At 69.8% G+C, this 16,595-nt stretch carries 19 protein-coding genes; 5 read left to right on the forward strand and 14 right to left on the reverse strand.

The genetic code is table 11. The features are described from left to right. Nucleotides 1–23 precede the first annotated feature (23 nt). Both NS2_RS21740 and NS2_RS21745 read left to right on the forward strand, forming a co-directional pair. Nucleotides 24–899 (forward strand): helix-turn-helix domain-containing protein, encoded by an 876-nt coding sequence (locus tag NS2_RS21740; protein ID WP_033089116.1) that lies wholly within the window; start codon nucleotides 24–26, stop codon nucleotides 897–899. After that, nucleotides 896–1,105 carry a DUF397 domain-containing protein gene (locus tag NS2_RS21745; protein ID WP_033089117.1) on the forward strand — a complete coding sequence of 70 codons (210 nt, stop codon included), beginning with the start codon at nucleotides 896–898 and terminating at the stop codon, nucleotides 1,103–1,105. Before NS2_RS21740 ends, NS2_RS21745 begins: the two co-directional genes overlap by 4 nt. Nucleotides 1,106–1,169: 64 nt before the next feature. Here NS2_RS21745 and NS2_RS21750 read toward each other — a convergent pair whose 3' ends face one another. From NS2_RS21750 to NS2_RS37705, 4 genes are all read right to left on the reverse strand, one after another. Further along, entirely contained in the window at nucleotides 1,170–1,592 is a 423-nt protein-coding gene (locus NS2_RS21750; protein ID WP_033089118.1) for an Hsp20/alpha crystallin family protein, read from the reverse strand. 102 nt (nucleotides 1,593–1,694) lie between these two features. Then, nucleotides 1,695–2,693, reverse strand: a complete 999-nt coding sequence (locus tag NS2_RS21755) for a hypothetical protein (RefSeq protein ID WP_063865090.1) — start codon at nucleotides 2,691–2,693, stop codon at nucleotides 1,695–1,697. A gap of 108 nt (nucleotides 2,694–2,801) precedes the next feature. Continuing rightward, the gene (locus tag NS2_RS21760; protein ID WP_183121217.1) at nucleotides 2,802–3,503 is read right to left on the reverse strand and encodes an SRPBCC family protein; all 702 of its coding nucleotides are present in this window, start codon (nucleotides 3,501–3,503) and stop codon (nucleotides 2,802–2,804) included. 398 nt (nucleotides 3,504–3,901) lie between these two features. Further along, on the reverse strand, nucleotides 3,902–4,189 hold the full coding sequence (locus tag NS2_RS37705) for a hypothetical protein (protein ID WP_062614352.1): 288 nt from the start codon (nucleotides 4,187–4,189) through the stop codon (nucleotides 3,902–3,904). Between the two features lie 71 nt (nucleotides 4,190–4,260). On the opposite strand from NS2_RS37705, the gene NS2_RS37710 reads away from it, so the two are divergent. Genes NS2_RS37710 through NS2_RS21775 form a run of 3 tightly spaced genes read left to right on the forward strand, consistent with a single transcriptional unit; the run spans nucleotide 4,261 to nucleotide 6,181 of the window. Beyond that, nucleotides 4,261–4,644, forward strand: coding sequence for a nitroreductase family protein (locus NS2_RS37710; RefSeq protein WP_062614351.1), 384 nt, complete (start codon nucleotides 4,261–4,263; stop codon nucleotides 4,642–4,644). 27 nt (nucleotides 4,645–4,671) lie between these two features. Continuing rightward, nucleotides 4,672–5,259, forward strand: a complete 588-nt coding sequence (locus tag NS2_RS21770) for an Rv1733c family protein (protein WP_033089119.1) — start codon at nucleotides 4,672–4,674, stop codon at nucleotides 5,257–5,259. Between the two features lie 28 nt (nucleotides 5,260–5,287). Then, on the forward strand, nucleotides 5,288–6,181 hold the full coding sequence (locus NS2_RS21775) for a universal stress protein (RefSeq protein WP_033089120.1): 894 nt from the start codon (nucleotides 5,288–5,290) through the stop codon (nucleotides 6,179–6,181). 17 nt (nucleotides 6,182–6,198) lie between these two features. Here the strand turns inward: NS2_RS21775 and NS2_RS21780 are convergent, their stop codons facing one another. From NS2_RS21780 to hypF, 10 genes are all read right to left on the reverse strand, one after another. Continuing rightward, a complete protein-coding gene (locus NS2_RS21780) occupies nucleotides 6,199–6,684 on the reverse strand; it encodes a hydrogenase maturation protease (RefSeq protein WP_033089121.1) in 486 nt (161 codons plus the stop codon). Next, entirely contained in the window at nucleotides 6,681–7,973 is a 1,293-nt protein-coding gene (locus NS2_RS21785; RefSeq protein WP_033089122.1) for a Ni/Fe hydrogenase subunit alpha, read from the reverse strand. The genes NS2_RS21780 and NS2_RS21785 overlap by 4 nt, the downstream gene beginning before the upstream one ends. Next, nucleotides 7,957–8,730, reverse strand: coding sequence for an NADH-quinone oxidoreductase subunit B family protein (locus NS2_RS21790; protein ID WP_033089123.1), 774 nt, complete (start codon nucleotides 8,728–8,730; stop codon nucleotides 7,957–7,959). The genes NS2_RS21785 and NS2_RS21790 overlap by 17 nt, the downstream gene beginning before the upstream one ends. Continuing rightward, nucleotides 8,730–9,539, reverse strand: a complete 810-nt coding sequence (locus NS2_RS21795) for an FAD/NAD(P)-binding protein (protein ID WP_045439576.1) — start codon at nucleotides 9,537–9,539, stop codon at nucleotides 8,730–8,732. Before NS2_RS21795 ends, NS2_RS21790 begins: the two co-directional genes overlap by 1 nt. A gap of 41 nt (nucleotides 9,540–9,580) precedes the next feature. After that, nucleotides 9,581–10,090: a cyclic nucleotide-binding domain-containing protein gene (locus NS2_RS21800; RefSeq protein WP_081986079.1), complete on the reverse strand. Its 510-nt coding sequence runs from the start codon at nucleotides 10,088–10,090 to the stop codon at nucleotides 9,581–9,583. Next, nucleotides 10,077–11,225, reverse strand: coding sequence for a 4Fe-4S dicluster domain-containing protein (locus tag NS2_RS21805; protein ID WP_036551569.1), 1,149 nt, complete (start codon nucleotides 11,223–11,225; stop codon nucleotides 10,077–10,079). The genes NS2_RS21800 and NS2_RS21805 overlap by 14 nt, the downstream gene beginning before the upstream one ends. Nucleotides 11,226–11,360: 135 nt before the next feature. Continuing rightward, entirely contained in the window at nucleotides 11,361–12,413 is a 1,053-nt protein-coding gene (gene hypE, locus NS2_RS21810) for a hydrogenase expression/formation protein HypE (protein WP_071344112.1), read from the reverse strand. Beyond that, nucleotides 12,410–13,513 carry a hydrogenase formation protein HypD gene (gene hypD / locus NS2_RS21815; RefSeq protein WP_033089126.1) on the reverse strand — a complete coding sequence of 368 codons (1,104 nt, stop codon included), beginning with the start codon at nucleotides 13,511–13,513 and terminating at the stop codon, nucleotides 12,410–12,412. The genes hypE and hypD overlap by 4 nt, the downstream gene beginning before the upstream one ends. After that, on the reverse strand, nucleotides 13,510–13,773 hold the full coding sequence (locus tag NS2_RS21820) for a HypC/HybG/HupF family hydrogenase formation chaperone (protein WP_033089127.1): 264 nt from the start codon (nucleotides 13,771–13,773) through the stop codon (nucleotides 13,510–13,512). Before NS2_RS21820 ends, hypD begins: the two co-directional genes overlap by 4 nt. Beyond that, on the reverse strand, nucleotides 13,773–16,196 hold the full coding sequence (gene hypF, locus NS2_RS21825; protein WP_147207268.1) for a carbamoyltransferase HypF: 2,424 nt from the start codon (nucleotides 16,194–16,196) through the stop codon (nucleotides 13,773–13,775). The genes NS2_RS21820 and hypF overlap by 1 nt, the downstream gene beginning before the upstream one ends. Nucleotides 16,197–16,595: the final 399 nt, after the last annotated feature.

The raw sequence follows: 16,595 nt of genomic DNA on the forward strand, positions 1-16,595 counted from the left end.
CGAGTTGATAGCGAGGCAAAGCAATGTCTGGTTCCACGCTCCCGGCCAGGGCTCTCGGCAGACTGTTGGCGCAGCACCGTGAGCGCGCGGGGATGACGAAATACGCAGCGGGACAACTGGTCGACACGTCACAGCAGACCGTCGCGAGGATCGAGTACGGCCAGAAGTCGAAGGTGTCGCTGCTCTGGGTGAATGTTTGGTCCGATGCTTATCGGGTCAGCGATGACGAGCGCCGGTTGATGTGTGGCCTGGCTCGGGAACTGTCCACGGCCCAAAAGAATTGGTGGCGAGCCTATGTGGACGAATTGAAACCGCATTTCGATTACTATCTCGGATTGGAGGAGTCCGCCCGGGCATTGTCGGTGTGGCGCACAAACCTGCTTCCGGGCCTGCTCCAGACGCCGGCCTATCGGCGCGCGATTGCGTGGACCGAATCCCCGGATATGCCGACAGATCAAGTCGAGAAGCGCGTGCAGATGGCTGTCCGGCGTCAAACCCGTTTGGCGGACCGGGATTTCGCCCTCGATGTCATCGTGTCGAAGACAGTCTTGCTGGAAGAGATCGGTGGGCGCGCCGTGATGGCGGAGCAACTGAGGCGACTTGTCGAGATCTCACGGCAACCGAACGTTTCGATCCGGGTGGAGCCGTTCGACGCGCCCAGGCACCTCGGGTCACGGATCGGTTCCTTTGCGATGCTGGAGTTTCCGAAGTTGGCGGCAACCCAGCAGACCGAGCCGCCGGTGATCTACATTGAGGGCTACACCGGTGATCTCTACCTTGAGCAAGAGACTGACGTGACGCAGTATCGAGACGCCTTCGCCGAGATCGGCCGGGTAGCGTTGAACCGGGACACCACACGGCAGTTACTGCTGTCGATTGCGAAGGAGTACGAAGCGTGAATGTCGATCCGTCCGAAGCACGCTGGTTCAAGAGCAGCTACAGCGGCTCCAATGCCGACTGTGTCGAGGCGGCACATGTGGGCGGGGGCGCGGTTGCTGTCAGAGACTCGAAGCTGGCAGACGCCAGCCCGGTTCTGGTCTTCGCGCCGGGGGACTGGGACCGATTCGCCGATGCCGTGAAGTCCGGCAAGTTCGATCTGGCTTGATCGAGAAGTCGATCGGGAGTCCGAGTGTGTCGTTCGGACGCCCGATCGTCGTTGATGGTGCGGGCTACTCCTCCGACTGCACCTGGACGGTTCGGACCGGGGCCTCCGGCTCGCCGAGGGGGACGGTCACGGTGAGAATGCCCTTGGCGTAGGTGGCTTGGATGCCGTCGTCCTCGGCGCCCGGGGGGAGGGGCACGGTGCGGACGAAGGAGCCGTAGCTGAATTCCGAGCGGCCCTTGCTCTCGTGCTTCTCGGTGCGTTCGGCCTTGATGGTGAGCCGGCCCTGATGCACCGAGATCTGGAGATCCTTGGCCGGATCCACGCCCGGGATCTCGACGCGCACGGTGTACTGCTTCTCGTCGAGGGCGTCCTCGACGCGTAGTAGTCCGGTGCCGAACATCGGGGTGGAGGGCGGTACCAGGGCATTCCACAGATCGGCAAGATCCGGCAGCAGCGCGGGCTGGCGGTGTACCGACAACAGGCTCATGATCTCTCCTTGTGGAGTGAATCGATTCTGACACACCAGATTCCACTGCATTTCGGACTCGGCCCGTAGGGTCTCGAGTCGCCGGGACGAGGACCGAAGTCCTCAGTCGGCCGCCGGTGCGCGTGTCTTGTGGCCGTGAGTGTCGGTGGCGGCGTCGAGCGAGTCCGCGAAGGCGATGAGCTCACGGACCTGGGTGCCGTGCTGGGCGAGGAAGTCCTCCCGCGCGGTCCCGCGGCGGAAGTAGACGAACGAGCGCCCGGTCTCCAATTGCCAGGTGTACCAGAACAGGTAGGGGATGGTGAGCACGAAATTGACCACGCCCCAGCCGATCCAGAGGTTGTTGTTGAACCAGCCGTCCGACGGCATCACCGTGGGGAAGATGTTGTAGATGGCGATGACCAGCATCAGCACCGGCAGGGTGTAGATCCGCGCCATGATGTACAGCTCGGGACGGCGCTTGACCAGCGGGTAGATCTCGGCCACGGCCAGGATGCAGATGCTCGCGGCGAAATGCTCCTCCTGCGGGGGATATCCGCCGAAGGTGAAGCACAGATTCCAGGTGGTGTAGAGGAAGTTCCAGGCCATCGTCGTGTAGGCGACGAGTTCGGCATTGCGCCCGGGCAGGATCTCCCAGAAGCGCGGGCTGTACGGAATGGTCAGGCACAGCCCGAGGCCGACGGCGGCGTTCCAGTAGTTGCCGAGCTGGGCATCGCGCAGGGTGGCCTCGGCGATATTGAGGAACAGGATCGCGTACGGGAACCACAGGAACCGTGGGTTGCGCAGAATTTCCCAGACGCGTCCGGGTCGCTGTTCGGCCATGGCGATTCGCATGGCCCCGACCAGGGTGAGCGGGATCAGCACCGACAGGATCTTGGCCCACGAGAACCAGTTGATGAGCCCGATGTCGTGCCCGGGCCCCCAGATCCAGATCGGGAATGTCAACAGCGACAGGCCCCAGACCCACATGGCGGGCCTGGGGTGGGTGCGCATGTAGTCGACGATGACCCACAGGATGGCGCAGAAAACCAGCATGGATACCGCCGTCACCCAGGTGAAGGGCGCGGGATTACCGGATACCGCCTCGGACGCTCCAATGATCATGGGCTGAGTGTTGATCATGAGCTGAGTGTTCGCTGCAGTGCCGCGCCGGGAAACGGGCTTTTCGCCTCGACCGGAGGGACGTTGGTCCGCTGAACGATTCTCCGGCGGTCAGACGCCCAGCGTGCGCGTGGGCGCGTCGAGGTCGGCGTCGTGGGCGGGGAGTGCCATGGGGACCGCCGAGGCGGGGGCCGGGAGGGCGCGGATGCGTTCGGCGCGCTGTTTGATGCCGAGCAGCATCTTGCTCTCCATGATCAGGCTGCCGGGTTCCATGATGTAGGTGTAGAGGAGGCGTTGGGGGAGAGTGGGTTCGGGGAGAGTGATGCGGTTGCGGCTGAGCAGCCGGGTGTCGGTGGCGGTTTCGTGGAGTTCGAAGGACCAGACCCAGTGGTGGTCGGTGGAGGCCAGAACGAAGGCGGTGGGGCGCTCCAGGACGGCCACTCGCCTCTGGGGGCCGGAGTCGCCCAGGGGTAGGACGTCGTCGACGGCGAGATTCTGGAACTGGGGGAGGATCTCGTCGGCGCTGTGTATGTCCAGGCCGAGGAGGTTCTCGATCCAGTCGTAGGTGTAGGCGCCGCCGCGGCCGGGGCCGATCTGGATGAGCCAGGGCCGGATCCGGTCGGGGGTGGCGTTGATGGTGACGGCGCGGGTGGTGAGGAAGTCGGGGTCGGCCAGCAGGCCGTCGCCGGCCATGCCCTTGGCCGCCTCCTCGGCGGTCGCGCCCCAGTTGATGCACAGTTTGCGCGCGAATAGCCGGTATCCGACGGCCAATCCGGTCACGGCCGAGGCGAGGCCGATCGCGGTCGAGGTCATGGGTCGCATGATGTTTCCTCTCCATGGATGCCACCTCCGATCCTGTGCCGTTGAGCCGCGGTGACGAAGGGCCCGAGGGCCCGAACGGACCTGACATTGGTCTCTGGGGCGGGCCGGTCCCGGGCGCGATGCTCGAAACATCGGCCCGACCCGGAGGAACCATGTCCCACACCTTGACACTCGCCCCCGCTGACCCGGCCATCCTCGACCTCGACGCGGTCCCGGACCCGGACGGCCGCGCCGTGCGGCCGGGCCGCGACACCCTCACCGCGGCGGTCACGCTGGCGCTGCGCGCCCCTTCGGTACACAACACCCAGCCCTGGTCGTGGCGATTGAGCGACCACACCGTGCACCTGTACGCCGACGAGAGCCGCCGGCTCTCGCACGCCGACCCGGACTCACGCCAGCTGCTGCTGAGTTGCGGTGCGGCACTGCATCATCTGACCGTGGCCATGCGGGCCTTCGGCTGGCGGGCGCACATCCGCCGCTTCCCGGATCCGGCCGACCGGCGGCATCTGGCCGCGGTCGAGTTCGGCCGCGCCCGGCCCGACGCGGTGTCGATTCGCCTGGCGCGGGCCATTTCCCGGCGGCGCAGCGATCGACGGCGATTCACCGAAGGGGTCCTGCCGCGCGGTGAGGCCGCCGCCATCGCCGCGGCCGGGACCGCGCCGGGGGTGCGCGTGCACGGCATCGACGCCCCGGCCGAACGCGCCCGCCTACTGCGGGCTGGAGCGGCCGACGCGCCGCCCCCCAGGGCGTGCCCGCCCGCAATGCCGTCGCGGCCACCGATGCCACGGTCCGTCCCTTCGGCGATCCGCTGCTGTCCGAGGCCGCGCCCGCCGAGGCCGACGCCTCGCGAATGCTGGTGGTGTGCACGGGATCCAACGATCTGCGCGCCTGGCTGCGCGCCGGTGAGGCGACCAGCGCGGTGCTGCTGACCGCGACCGCCCGGGGCCTGGCCAGCTGCGCGCTGAGCGAACCCCTGGAACTGCCCGCCATCCGCGAGCGCATTCGCACCCACCTGCTCGGCGGTGCGGGTCATCCGCAGCTGATGGTGCGCCTGGGCCGGGTGGCCACGAGCGCCGCGCCGGTGCCCGCCGCACCACGACTACCGCTGTCGGCCGTGACACGACCGCGGTAACCCATCGATTCCCGGAGGTGAACCGACATGTCGAGGAATTCCGACCACGCCCGGCGCATGTGGCGCCTGCGACCGTGGAACCTGAATCCGCTGATGCGCGGATCCGACCGATGTGAATCCATGCTCCGGACGCTGGTCGTGCTCGGCATGCTCATCATGGTGCCGGTGGCGGGCGCGGTCGGCACCACCGTCTACACCGGTGCGGCGCAGCAGATCTCGCTCGCCCGGGCCACCCGGGTGCAGCTCACCGCGACGGCGGTCGAGGACGCCACCCGCGTCGCGACCGACACCCCGTACCGCGATCCCGACTACCAGGTGACGGTGCGCTGGGTGCGCGCCGGAACCGAGCGGACGGCGCAGGTCAAGACCGATGCGGATGCGAAAGCCGGTGCCCCGGTACCGATCTGGGTCGGGCCCGACGGCCGCCCGACCGGCGCACCCGCCGCCGCGGGCCAGGCGGTCTTCGACGGCGTGGGCGCGGGTCTGGTGACGCTGCTGCTCGCGGGCATGGTCGCGATCGCGCTGCTGTGGGGTGCGAACCTGGTATTGGCCGGAGTGCACAGCATGCAGTGGGAAGCCGAGTGGCGGCGCATGGCGCGCCCGATCGGCGCCTGAGACCACGACAATCGCCGAGGAGCGCATTATGACCAGCAAGAACACCGGTGGGCGTCCGCTCGATCCGCCGATCATCGTCGCGGTCGACGGTTCGGCGATCGCCGAGCGGGCCGCGGCCTGGGCCGCCGCCGACGCCGCCCTGTACGACTGCCCGCTGCGGATCATCACCTCGGTCGCCGTGCCGCTCGGCTTCGAGGCCGGGCCGATGCTGTCCGACACCGATATCCGCCAGCTGCGCGAGGCGGGCGAGCGCGTCGTGGCGGCGGCAGCCCGGGTGGCACGGGTGGCGGCTTCCGGTGCGGCCCTGGCCATTTCGACGGAGGTGACCATGGAGCCGATCATCCCGCAGCTGCTCGAACTCTCCCGTTCGGCACGCGTCGTCGTGGTCGGCAGCCGCGGCGTGGGCACGCTGCGCCGCGGCCTGCTCGGTTCGGTCAGCACCGCGGTCACCCATCACGCGCACTGCCCCGTCGCGGTCATCCACGGCGCGGCCGCCGCCGACCCGGTGTCGGCCCGGCTGCCGGTGGTGGTCGGCGTGGACGGCACCCCCAACAGCGAGCCCGCCATCGAAATCGCCTTCCGGGAAGCATCGCTGCGCAAGGTCGCCCTCACGGCCGTGCACGCCTGGAGCGACCTGATCGGCCCGCCCGTCCCCGGCTGGGACAGCGTCCGCGACCAGGAATCCGAAGTGCTCGGCGAACGCCTGGCCGGCTTCCGCGAACGCTACCCCGACGTCGAGGTCAAGCGAATCCTGGTGATGGACAGACCCGCCCACGCCCTCCTCGACGAATCCGAGAACGCCCAACTCCTCGTGGTCGGCAGCCACGGCCGCGGCGGCTTCACCGGCATGCTTCTCGGCTCCACGAGCAACGCCCTGCTCCACACCGCCGACTGCCCGACCCTGATCGTCCGGAAGGACTGAAGACCTATCGCCCGGGTTCAATCGGCGGCGGAGGGTGCTCGGATGCCCAGCCGGGCGAGTTCGGTCAGGACGGTGGCGGTGACCTCGGGCAGGGCCGCCGCCACCGGGGCCGAGAGGCCGACGCCGAGGTCGAGTCGTTCGGCTTCCACGGCTATGACGAGGAGTTCGCCGGGAACCTTGCCCAGGGCACGGCCCAAGGGGAGGGCGTCGGGGATGCCGAGGGCGTGGGAGCTGGCGGCGTGGGTGAGGCCGCGCAGGGCGTCGACGGTAGTGCGCCAGATGCGGCCGGGGGTCTGGGGTTCGCAGAGGACGGCGTCGATGACGATGGCCAGTTCCACGCCTGCCCAGAGGTCGAGCAGGCCGGTGGGCTCGCCGTCGCAGAGTTCTACCAGAACGCCGGGGATGGCGAGTTTTTCGAGGTGGCGGGCTACGGCGGGGCCGATGCCGTCGTCGTGGCGGTATTCGTTGCCGACGCCGACGACCACGGCGCGTGGGGCGGTCATCGTCGCACCATATCGAGTTCGAGGAAGTGGGCCGAGCAGGAGATGCAGGGGTCGTAGTTGCGGATGGTGCGCTCGCACAGCGTGGTCAGCGCGGGGTCGTCGAGGTCGAGGTTGGCGGCGACCACGCGGCGCAGGTCGTCTTCGATGGCGGCCTGGTTCTGGGAGGTCGGGGGGACGATGGTGGCGGATCCGATGAGACCGGCGTCGTCGATCTCGTAGCGGTGGTAGAGCAGACCGCGCGGGGCCTCGCTGACGCCGTGGCCGACACCGGCCCGTGGCGTGCACGGCACGGCCGGTCGGGTGGGCGGGGAGTATTCGCCGATCAGGCGCAGCGCCTCGTCGATGGCGTACACCACCTCCACGGCGCGAACCACAATGCTGCGGAACGGATTACGGCACTCCGGTCCGAGTCCCGCCGCGGCGGCGACCTGACGGGCCAGCGGGGACAGGTGACGGGAGTTGAGGCTGTAGCGGGCCAGCGGGCCGGTCAGATACAGGCGACCGTCGAGCCGCGCGTGCAGCGCGGTGGAGTGCGGGACCTGGGATTCGACGACGTGATCGCCGAATTCGTCGGCGGGGAAGGACAATCCGGTGCTGGTGACGACGCTGCCGCCCTCGATGGCGTACTGATCGGGCGTCACGGCCGCGAGCAGGTCGTGCTCGAGCTCGAGGTCGGGGAATTCGAGTTCGGCCACCCGCGCCACGCTGCCGACCGCGTAATCCAGTGCGCGGCGCAGTTGTTCGGCCAGCGGCACCAGGTCCGCACGGCTGGGCACCCTGTAGAAGCCGCCGACGCGGACATTGATCGGGTGGATGGAGCGCCCGCCGATCAGCTCGAGCAGCGCGTTGCCCGCCTTCTTCATGGCCAGCCCGTGCTCGACGACCTCGAGGTGATCCTTGGCCAGGGTGATGGCGTCCGGATAGCCGAGGAAGTCGGGCAGGTGCAGCAGGTGAATGTGCAAGGCGTGACTCGAGATCCACTCCCCGCAGTACAGCAGCCGACGCAGCGCGGCCAGCTCCGGATCCAGTTCGACCCCGCAGACCTGTTCGAGCGCGTTGCAGGCGCTGGTCTGATAGGCGACCGGGCAGATGCCGCAGATGCGGGCGGTGATGTCGGGCGGCTCGGTGTAGGCGCGGCCGCGCAGCAGGGCTTCGAAGAAGCGCGGCGGCTCGTAGATGTCGAGTTCGGCCCGCTCCACGGTGCCGTCGGCCACGACGACCCGCAGCGCGCCCTCACCCTCCACCCGGGCCAGCGAACTGACCCGCAATTGCCTACTGCGATGGCTCATCCCGTTTCCTTTCCGCGAAGGCCGGCGCGGCCACCGCGAATGTCGCGAACACCCGGTCGATATCGGCGGTCTCCATGCCGTTCACGCGCAGAATCGGCAGCAGCGCACCGATATTGGGCCGCTCCATCGGCCCGAAGCAGCCGAAGCAGCCGCGATGGTAGGCCGGGCACAGCGCGCCGCAGCCCGCGTGGGTGACCGGGCCCAGGCAGGGAATCCCGTCGGAGACGGTGACGCAGGTGGTGCCGCGGCGCTTGCATTCGGTGCACACGCTGGTGTCGGGCAGGTCCGGCGCGCGCCCGGTCAGCAGCGCGCCCAGGGTGTCGAGCAGCTGGCGGCGGTCGATCGGGCAGCCGCGCAGCTCGTAGTCCACGGGGACGTGCGCGGCGATCGGCGTCGCGGTGGCCAGCGTCGAAATGTATTGCGGGCTGGCGTAGACCACCGAGGTGAACTCGCCGATATCGGCGAAATTGCGCAGCGCCTGGATGCCGCCGTGGCTGGCGCACGCGCCGATGACCACGAGAATCTCGGACTGGGCCCGGATTTCGAGGATGCGGGTCTGCTCCTCGGGGGTGGAGACCGAACCTTCGACCAGCGAAATGTCGTAGGGCCCGGCCACATCCACGCTGCTCGCCTCCGGGAAGTGCGCGATGCGGACCCGGGTGGCGAGGGTGAGCAGTTCGTCCTCGCAGTCGAGCAGGGTCAGCTGGCAGCCGTCACAGGAGGTGAATTTCCAGACCGCGAGGGTGGGTGTCGTCATCACAGCTCCCGTACCGACAGCAGGGGTTCGGCCACCGAGTAGTCCACCACCGGCCCGTCCCGGCACACCAGCAGCGGGCCGAGCTGGCAGTGGCCGCAGCGGGCGACGCCGCATTGCATATTGCGCTCCAGCGAGACCCGGATGTCGGTGGGCGGAACACCCTTGCGCAGCAGGGTGTTCGCGCAGAATCGCATCATGGGTTCGGGGCCGCACAGGAACGCGGTGGTATTGGCCGGATCCACGGACAGTTTCGCCAGCGGCTCGGTGACGAAGCCGATGGGCCCGGTCCAGCCGGGGGCCGGATGGTCGACGGTCTGATGCAGTTCGAGCAGCCCGCCCCGCCGCCAGGCCAGCTGATCGTCGTGGAACAGGATGTCGTGCGGCGTGCGCGCGCCCGTGATCACCACGACGCGGCGGTATTCGGTGCGCCGGGCCAGCGCCTCGAGCACGACCGGGCGCAGCGGGGCCAATCCGACTCCGCCGCCGATGATCACCAGATCGCGTCCGGTCGCGGTGCCGGGCTCCCAGCCCGTGCCGAAGGGCCCGCGCACCCCGATCGTCGCGCCCACGGTCGCGTCGTGCAGGGCGGCGCTGACCGCGCCGACCGAACGGATGGTGTGTTCGAGCAGATCACCGGTGGCGGTGGGATCACCGCTGATCGAGATGGCGATCTCGCCGACCCCGAAGCGGTAGAGCATCATGAACTGCCCGGCCCGGAACCGCGGTGCGGCGGCGGATACCGGCGTCAGCTCCAGGGTCGCGGTGTCGGCGGTCTGCTGAATCCGCCGGGTCACCCGGTAAGGGCGCATGGTGTCGGCGGAACCGGCCGCCCGCACGGGCGCGGTGCCGATCACCGCTGCGCTCCGTCCGCGCGCGGGGGAATCGTTGTGGCGGTGCGGTTCTCGGCGGGATTGCGGTAGAGGTCGAGCAGCCGGGCCCGGGTGGCCTGCAAGCGTTCCAGCAGTGCCTCGAACAGCAGCAGGGTCAGCGCGTGGCCGAAACCCGGGTCGGCGTCGGCGAATTCGGCCAGCCGGGTGGCGTCGAATTCGATGGCGCGTACGGGTTCGGCGGTGACCGCGCCGAAGTGCCAGCGGTACGGCGGTACCAGCCACGACCAGCCGAGCAGATCGCCCGCGCTCAGCGTCTGCACCACGATGTCGCCGCGCCCGGGCACCGCGGCGTCCAGCAGCACCCGGCCCGATTGCAGCAGCCAGCAGCGGTCGGCGCGTTGGCCTTCCACGATCAGTCGCCGCCCGGCGGGGTAGTGGACGTGGCGCCCGGCCGCGGCCAGGGTCGTGCGCTTGGCGTGGTCGAGCGAGCCGAGCGGCGCGAAGGCCGACAGTTCCTCAGCGGTCACCATCCGGGTCCCCTTCCTGAGTTTCGGCCTTCTGGCGGAGTTCGGCGAAGCGCGCCGCCTCGGCGGTGATGTCGATGCCGGCCGGGCACCAGGCGATGCAGCGCCCGCAGCCGACGCAGCCGGAGCTGCCGAACTGGTCGTGCCAGGTGCTGAGTTTGTGGCTCAGCCACTGCCGGTACCGGCCCTCCCCGGACTGGCGGACGCTGCCGCCGTGCAGGTAGGAGAAGTCCAGTTCGAAGCAGGAGGCCCAGTGCTCCCAGCGTTCGGCGTGCTCGCCGGTCAGGTCGGTCTGGTCCTCGGTGCTGGTGCAGAAGCAGGTGGGGCACACCATGGTGCAGTTGGCGCAGGTCAGGCAGCGGCTGGCGATGTCCTGCCAGTGCGGTGAGTCCCGGGAATCGCGAATCAGGGTGCGCAGGTCCAGTTCCGGCATGGCGCGGCCCATCTTCCCGGCGCCCGCCGCCACCTCGGCGCGGGTGTCGGTGACCTCGGCGGCGGTGGCCGGATCGGCGTGCAGTCCGGCGAGGATTCGCTCGCCCGCGGCGCTGCCGACCTCGACCAGGAACCGGTGCCCGGCGGCGTCGAGGCGTTCGGTGAGCGCGAGATCGTAACCGGCCGAAACACCCGGTCCGGTGCCCATGGACGCGCAGAAGCACACCCCGCCCGGCTCGGTGCAGTTCACCGCGACGATGAACAGTCCCGCGCGCCGGGAGGCGAAATCGGGATCCGGGTGCGCGCCGCCGCCGAGCACCCGCCCGAGGGTGGCGATGGCGGCCATATCGCAGCCGCGCACGCCCAGGAACGCGGTGGGCACCGGATCATCCCGGACGGGTACGGGATTGAGGTCCGCGTCCAGGCGTTCGATCCGGCGGCGCGGCGGGTGCAGGAACTGCTTCCAAGATCCGGGGCCCGCCGAGTGCGCGAACACCGCGGCGTCGGTGCGCCGGTGGATCCGGTAGCGGCCCGGCGCGGTCTCCACGCCCCAGCCCGTGGCCAGCGCGGCGGGCGAGTCGAGCTCGTCGAGCACGATCGCGTTGTCGCGGACCTGCGGACCGATGACCCGATATCCGTTGTCCCGCAGCCCGACCACGAGCCGGTCCAGACCGTCTCGGTCGAGTGTCGCGGTGTCACCGATGGTCATGTTCGTCAGCCTTCGTTCCTCGCCCGTCGCATTCGAGTCTTCTTGAAGGTCACGGCCCCGGACACCGCCGAAGGTCCTCGCGCGGTGGCCCGGAGGGCCCGAAACACGCGTGGGCCCGGGCCCGGGACACGCTGGTCAGCAGATGCGCGGCAGTTGCTCACCCACCAGCATGTCGACGATCCGTCCCGCACCCATCATGGTGCGCGCGACCACCCGGCCCGCGGGTCCCTCGGTCACGTGGCCGATCACGGTGGCCTCGGCTCCGGCGGCGGTGGACCGCATGGCCGCCAGCGCGCGCTCGGCGGCCTCGGGCGCGACGAACGCCACCAGGCAGCCCTCATTGGCCACGTGCAGCGGATCCAGGCCGAGCAGTTCGCAGGTCGAGGCGACCAGCGGGGGCACCGGCACCGCGGCCTCCTCGATCTCCACGCCCACCCCCGAGGCCACCGCGAGTTCGTTGAGCGCACTGGCCAATCCGCCGCGGGTGGGGTCACGCAGCGCGTGGATCTCCGGTCCGCAGGCGGCGATCATGGCGGCCACCAGCTCGTGCAGCGGCGCGGTGTCGGAGAAGATCTCGCCGTCGAGGCCGAGATCGCCACGGGCGCACAGGATCGCGGTGCCGTGTGACCCGATCGGACCCGACAGCAGCACCACGTCGCCCGGCTGCCCGCGCGTCGCGTCCGGATCGGCCCCGGGCAGCCGCGCCCCGACACCGGTGGTGGTGATGTAGATGCCGTCGGCCGCGCCCCGCCCGACCACCTTGGTGTCCCCGGTGACGACCCGGACACCGCAGGCCGCGGCGGCCTTCGCGACCGAGGCGGTGACGGCCCGCAATTCCTCGATGGGCAGGCCCTCTTCGAGGACATAGGCCAGAGACAGGGCGATCGGGCGCGCGCCGCGCATGGCCAGATCGTTGACGGTGCCGTGCACCGCGAGCGCGCCGATGTCACCGCCGGGGAAGAAGCGCGGCGTCACGACGTAACCGTCGGTGCTGAAAACCACTGCGGCCCCGCCGATATCGACCACCGCGGCGTCCTGTAGCGGTTCGTCCTGGCCCAGTTCGGCGGTGATCACCTGGTCGATCAGCTCGGCCATCAGCTGGCCGCCGGAGCCGTGGCCGAGCAGGATCCGTTCGGATTCCCGGTGCGGTAGCGGACAACTCGCGTCGACCGGATTGACCGTGGTCATCGAGCCGCCTCCTCGACGCGGCGGCCCGCGGTGTAGAAGGCCGCGCAGGTGCCCTCGGTCGACACCATCGGCGCGCCGAGCGGATGCCGCGGCGTGCAGCGGGTTCCGTAGGCGGGGCAGTCGGTGGGCACGGCGGTGCCGCGCAGGATGTCCCCGGCGATGCAGTCGGCGTTCTCGACGGCGGTGCCGGCGGTGACGCCGAAGCGTTGCGCCGCGTCGTGCCAGGCGAATTCGGGGGTGAGTTCGAGCCCGCTGTCGGGAATGGTCCCGATGCCGCGCCAATTGCGGTCGGTGACCCGGAACACCCGCCGGATCGCCTGCTGCGCTTCGCTGTTCCCGGACCTGCGCACCGCCCGCGCGTACTGATTGCCCAGTTCGGCCCGGCCCTCCTCGAGCTGGCGCACCGTCATGAGAATGCCCTCGAGCAGATCCAGCGGCTCGAACCCGGTGACCACGATCGGCACCCGGTATTTCTCGACGATGGGCTCGTATTCGGTCCAGCCCATCACCGCGCACACGTGCCCGGCGGCCAGGAAGCCCTGCACCTGATTGTCCGGCGCATCCAGCAGGGCGGTGATGGCCGGGGGCACCAGCACGTGGCTGACCAGCACGCTGAAATTGGCGACGCCGGTGGTGGCGGCGTGCAGCACGGCCATGGCATTGGCGGGCGCGGTGGTCTCGAAGCCGACCGCGAAGAACACCACCTCGCGGTCGGGGTTCTCGCGCGCGATGGTGACCGCGTCCAGCGGCGAATAGACCACGCGCACATCGCCGCCGCGTGCCTTGACCCCGAGCAGATCGCCGGTGGTGCCCGGAACCCGCAGCATGTCACCGTAGCTGGTGAAGATCACGCCCGGGCGGGCGGCGAGCTCGACGGCCCGGTCGATCATCTCCAGCGGGGTGACGCACACCGGGCAGCCGGGCCCGTGGATCATCCGGATGCCGGCGGGCAGCAGTTCGTCGATGCCCTGGCGCACCAGGGTGTGGGTCTGCCCGCCGCAGACCTCCATGATCGCCCAGGGCTTGGTCGCGGTGGCGCGCAGTTCGGCCAGCAGTTTGCGCGCCAGTACCGGATCGCGGTACTCGTCGAGGTATTTCATCGGGCCTCCATTTCCGGGCCGAGTTCGCTTTCGAGGGCATCGGGGATGGCACGCAGCACCGCCAGGGTTTCCGCGGCCTCGGCCTCGTCCACCTGGCTGATGGCGAAACCGACGTGCACGATGACGAAGTCGCCGGGCTCCGCGTCGGGGACGTAGGCCAGGCACACCTCCCGGCGCACGCCGTCGAAATCGATGGTTCCCATGCGCAGCGGACCGTCATCGGTGACGGTCACGATGCGTCCGGGCACTCCGAGGCACATCAGGGTCTCCTGTTCGTGCGGGCGGCCGCGATCACGGCCTGTCCATAGCTGATTCCGCCGTCGTTCATCGGAATCCGTTCTCCGGCACAGGCATCGAATCCCGCCGCGGCGAGGCCGGCCAGGACCAGTTTGGTGAGCAGTGCGTTCTGGAAGACCCCGCCGCCCAGGCATACGGTGTCGCCCCGACCGACCGCGCTGCCCGGACCCGTCATGCCGGGATCCTTCGGGCCGCACCGGTCGGCGGCCTCGGTCGCGAAGGCCACCACGACCTCGGCCACGGTCCGATGGAAGCGGGCGGCGATCACGCCGACCTGCTGCTCTCCCAGCAGTTCCAGTGCGTGGCGCAGGGTGGGAACGGGGTCGTAGACCAGCAGTCCGTCGCGCCGATGCAGGGTCCACCGCAGCGGTGCCACAGGGTGCGGGCACGTGGTGGCCGCGGCCTCCAGCCGAACCGCGGCCTCTCCCTCGTAGGTGTTGTCGTCGCACAGGCCCAGCAGCGCGGCCAGTGCGTCGAACAGCCGTCCGGCGCTCGAGGCACGCGGGCAGTTGACGTCGCGCTCGATCATCGCGCGGATCATGGTGGTCTCCCGCGGCCCCGTTCGGCGCAGCAGCTCCGCCGCCAGCTCGGGCGGAATCGGTTGGCCGCCGAAGGTTTCCGCGCCGAACAGGTATCCCAGCGCCATGCGGGCCGGTCGGCGGACCGCGGCCTCCCCGCCGGGCAGGGGAGCGGTGGCGAAGCGGGCCACGCGCCGGTATCCGGTGTAGTCGGCGAGCAGCGCCTCGCCGCCCCAGAGGGTGCCGTCGTCGCCGAATCCCAGTCCGTCCAGGGCGATTCCGATGAAGCGGCCGGTCACGCCGTGCTCGGCGGCGGTGGCGGCGACGTGGGCGTGATGGTGCTGCACGGGGATACGACGATCGGGCTGCCAGCCGCGTCGTGCGTACTGGGTGGACAGATATCCGGGATGGCAGTCGTGCGCGACGAATTCCGGTCGTACGCCGTGCAATCGGCACAGCTCGTCCGCCGACCGCTCGAACGCGTCGCGGGTGTCGGCGTCGGCGAGATCGCCCAGGTGCGGACCGATGGTCGCCGAATCCGAAACAGCCACGGCTACAGTGTGTTTGAGTTGCGCGCCGACCGCCAGTATCGGGATGTCGGCGGGGACGGGCAGGGGGAGTGCGGTGGGCGCGAAGCCCCGCGCGCGGCGCACGGTGATCGTGCGGGCCGCCACGATCCGCACCACCGAATCGTCGTAGCGTGATCGGATCGGGCGGTCGTGGGTGAGGATGCCGTCCGCGAGCGGACGCAGCGCGGCCGGATCTTCGGTGAGAGTCGGTGCGCCGCCGCGGTTTCCACTGGTCACCACCAGCGGGCGGTCCAGTTCGGCGAGCAGCAGGTGATGCAGCGGGCTGTAGGGCAGGAAGACCCCGATGGTGGCCACGCCCGGTGCGATCGGGGCCTGCGGGCGGCGCGGCAGCAGCACGATCGGCGCTGCGGCCGAACCCAGTTGCGCGGCGGCGAGCTCGTCCACCGTGCCCAGCGTCCGCGCCGTGGCCAGGTCGCGAACCATCACCGCCAGGGGTTTGGCGGGCCGCGGTTTGGCCTTGCGCAACCGGGTCACCGCCTCCGCGGCCGCCGCATCGCAGACGAGCTGGAACCCGCCGACGCCCTTGACGGCGACGATGCCACCGCCCGCCACCACCGCGCACGCGGCCAGCAGTGCGGAATCTCCACTCTCGGAGGGGTGTTCGCCATCGGCGAGCCAGCTCAACCGGGGCCCGCAGTCGGGGCAGCAGATCGGTTCGGCGTGGAAGCGGCGATCGGCGGGGTCGCGGTATTCCCGCTCGCACGCCGCGCACATCGGGAAGACGCGCATGGCGGTGCGCTCACGGTCGTAGGGCAGCGCGTCGATGACCGTGGCACGCGGCCCGCAGTCGGTGCAATTGAGAAACGGATAGCGATACCGCCGGTCCGCGGGATCGAACAGTTCCCGCGCGCACGCCGCACAGGTGGCCAGGTCCGGAGGCAGCCGCGCGGTCCCGTACTCCCCGCCCGCGACACCATCGACCACCGAACCGACACCGCCGATCACCGCGGCGGCACTGTCCCCGACCGAGATGACACTGTCCACCACCGAGAAATCCGGGCCCGGTACGGCATCGGGCTCGAGTGCGGCAACGGTGACCCGCTCGACGCGCGCCGCGGGCGGAGCCGAATCACGAAGGCGCACGATGAAATCCGCGACCGAGGCAGCGTCACCGGCGACCCGGACGACCACTTGCCCACCGGCATTGCACACATCCCCGGACAGCCCGTATTCGCGCGCGAGCCGGTACACGAACGGACGAAATCCGACACCCTGGACGATCCCATGCACGATGATCCGCGCCCGCCGCCGCAGGCCCGCCACACCATCCGGTGTCATCGGCTCACCATGTCATGGCCCCACAATGCCTTCGCCCCACAAGGTGGCCTTCGCCCCGAAAAGTGGTCCTCGCCCGCAAGGTGGCCTTCGCCCGCGCAGTGGTCATCGCCTGCAATGTGCCGTCGTCGACATAGCGTCGTCGCCCCGCCGAGCCATCGTCCCGCGCTGCGTCGACCCGATCGTCCGATCCTTCGCACCCAACCACCATGTAGTGCGTCACCACCGTCCGGAAGTGCCGAAAGTCCCACCGATGATCAACCGTACGCCCTGTCGGAGCCTCGCGACCGGCAAGGCGATGCGCGGCGGCGACATTGGCGGGTGACGGCGGCACTGACCAGGTGTCGGCCATCCTGACGGCCGCCGCAGCGCCTGTGGAATTGCCGAGCAGAGCCGCGGAGT

The organism is Nocardia seriolae NBRC 15557, from assembly GCF_007990715.1.
GTDB classification, from domain to species: domain Bacteria; phylum Actinomycetota; class Actinomycetes; order Mycobacteriales; family Mycobacteriaceae; genus Nocardia; species Nocardia seriolae.

Excerpts from the sequence above, each read along its gene's own strand:
- NS2_RS21770 (WP_033089119.1), top strand. The coding sequence starts at position 4,672 with ATGTCGAGGAATTCCGACCACGCCCGGCGCATGTGGCGCCTGCGACCG.
- NS2_RS21800 (WP_081986079.1), bottom strand. The coding sequence starts at position 10,090 with ATGGTGACCGCTGAGGAACTGTCGGCCTTCGCGCCGCTCGGCTCGCTC.
- NS2_RS21820 (WP_033089127.1), bottom strand. The coding sequence starts at position 13,773 with ATGTGCCTCGGAGTGCCCGGACGCATCGTGACCGTCACCGATGACGGT.
- NS2_RS21805 (WP_036551569.1), bottom strand. The coding sequence starts at position 11,225 with ATGACCATCGGTGACACCGCGACACTCGACCGAGACGGTCTGGACCGG.
- NS2_RS21760 (WP_183121217.1), bottom strand. The coding sequence starts at position 3,503 with ATGACCTCGACCGCGATCGGCCTCGCCTCGGCCGTGACCGGATTGGCC.
- NS2_RS21785 (WP_033089122.1), bottom strand. The coding sequence starts at position 7,973 with ATGAGCCATCGCAGTAGGCAATTGCGGGTCAGTTCGCTGGCCCGGGTG.
- NS2_RS21790 (WP_033089123.1), bottom strand. The coding sequence starts at position 8,730 with ATGACGACACCCACCCTCGCGGTCTGGAAATTCACCTCCTGTGACGGC.
- hypE (WP_071344112.1), bottom strand. The coding sequence starts at position 12,413 with ATGACCACGGTCAATCCGGTCGACGCGAGTTGTCCGCTACCGCACCGG.
- NS2_RS21780 (WP_033089121.1), bottom strand. The coding sequence starts at position 6,684 with ATGACCGCCCCACGCGCCGTGGTCGTCGGCGTCGGCAACGAATACCGC.
- hypF (WP_147207268.1), bottom strand. The coding sequence starts at position 16,196 with ATGACACCGGATGGTGTGGCGGGCCTGCGGCGGCGGGCGCGGATCATC.
- hypD (WP_033089126.1), bottom strand. The coding sequence starts at position 13,513 with ATGAAATACCTCGACGAGTACCGCGATCCGGTACTGGCGCGCAAACTG.
- NS2_RS21775 (WP_033089120.1), top strand. The coding sequence starts at position 5,288 with ATGACCAGCAAGAACACCGGTGGGCGTCCGCTCGATCCGCCGATCATC.
- NS2_RS21795 (WP_045439576.1), bottom strand. The coding sequence starts at position 9,539 with ATGCGCCCTTACCGGGTGACCCGGCGGATTCAGCAGACCGCCGACACC.
- NS2_RS21755 (WP_063865090.1), bottom strand. The coding sequence starts at position 2,693 with ATGATCATTGGAGCGTCCGAGGCGGTATCCGGTAATCCCGCGCCCTTC.
- NS2_RS21740 (WP_033089116.1), top strand. The coding sequence starts at position 24 with ATGTCTGGTTCCACGCTCCCGGCCAGGGCTCTCGGCAGACTGTTGGCG.
- NS2_RS21750 (WP_033089118.1), bottom strand. The coding sequence starts at position 1,592 with ATGAGCCTGTTGTCGGTACACCGCCAGCCCGCGCTGCTGCCGGATCTT.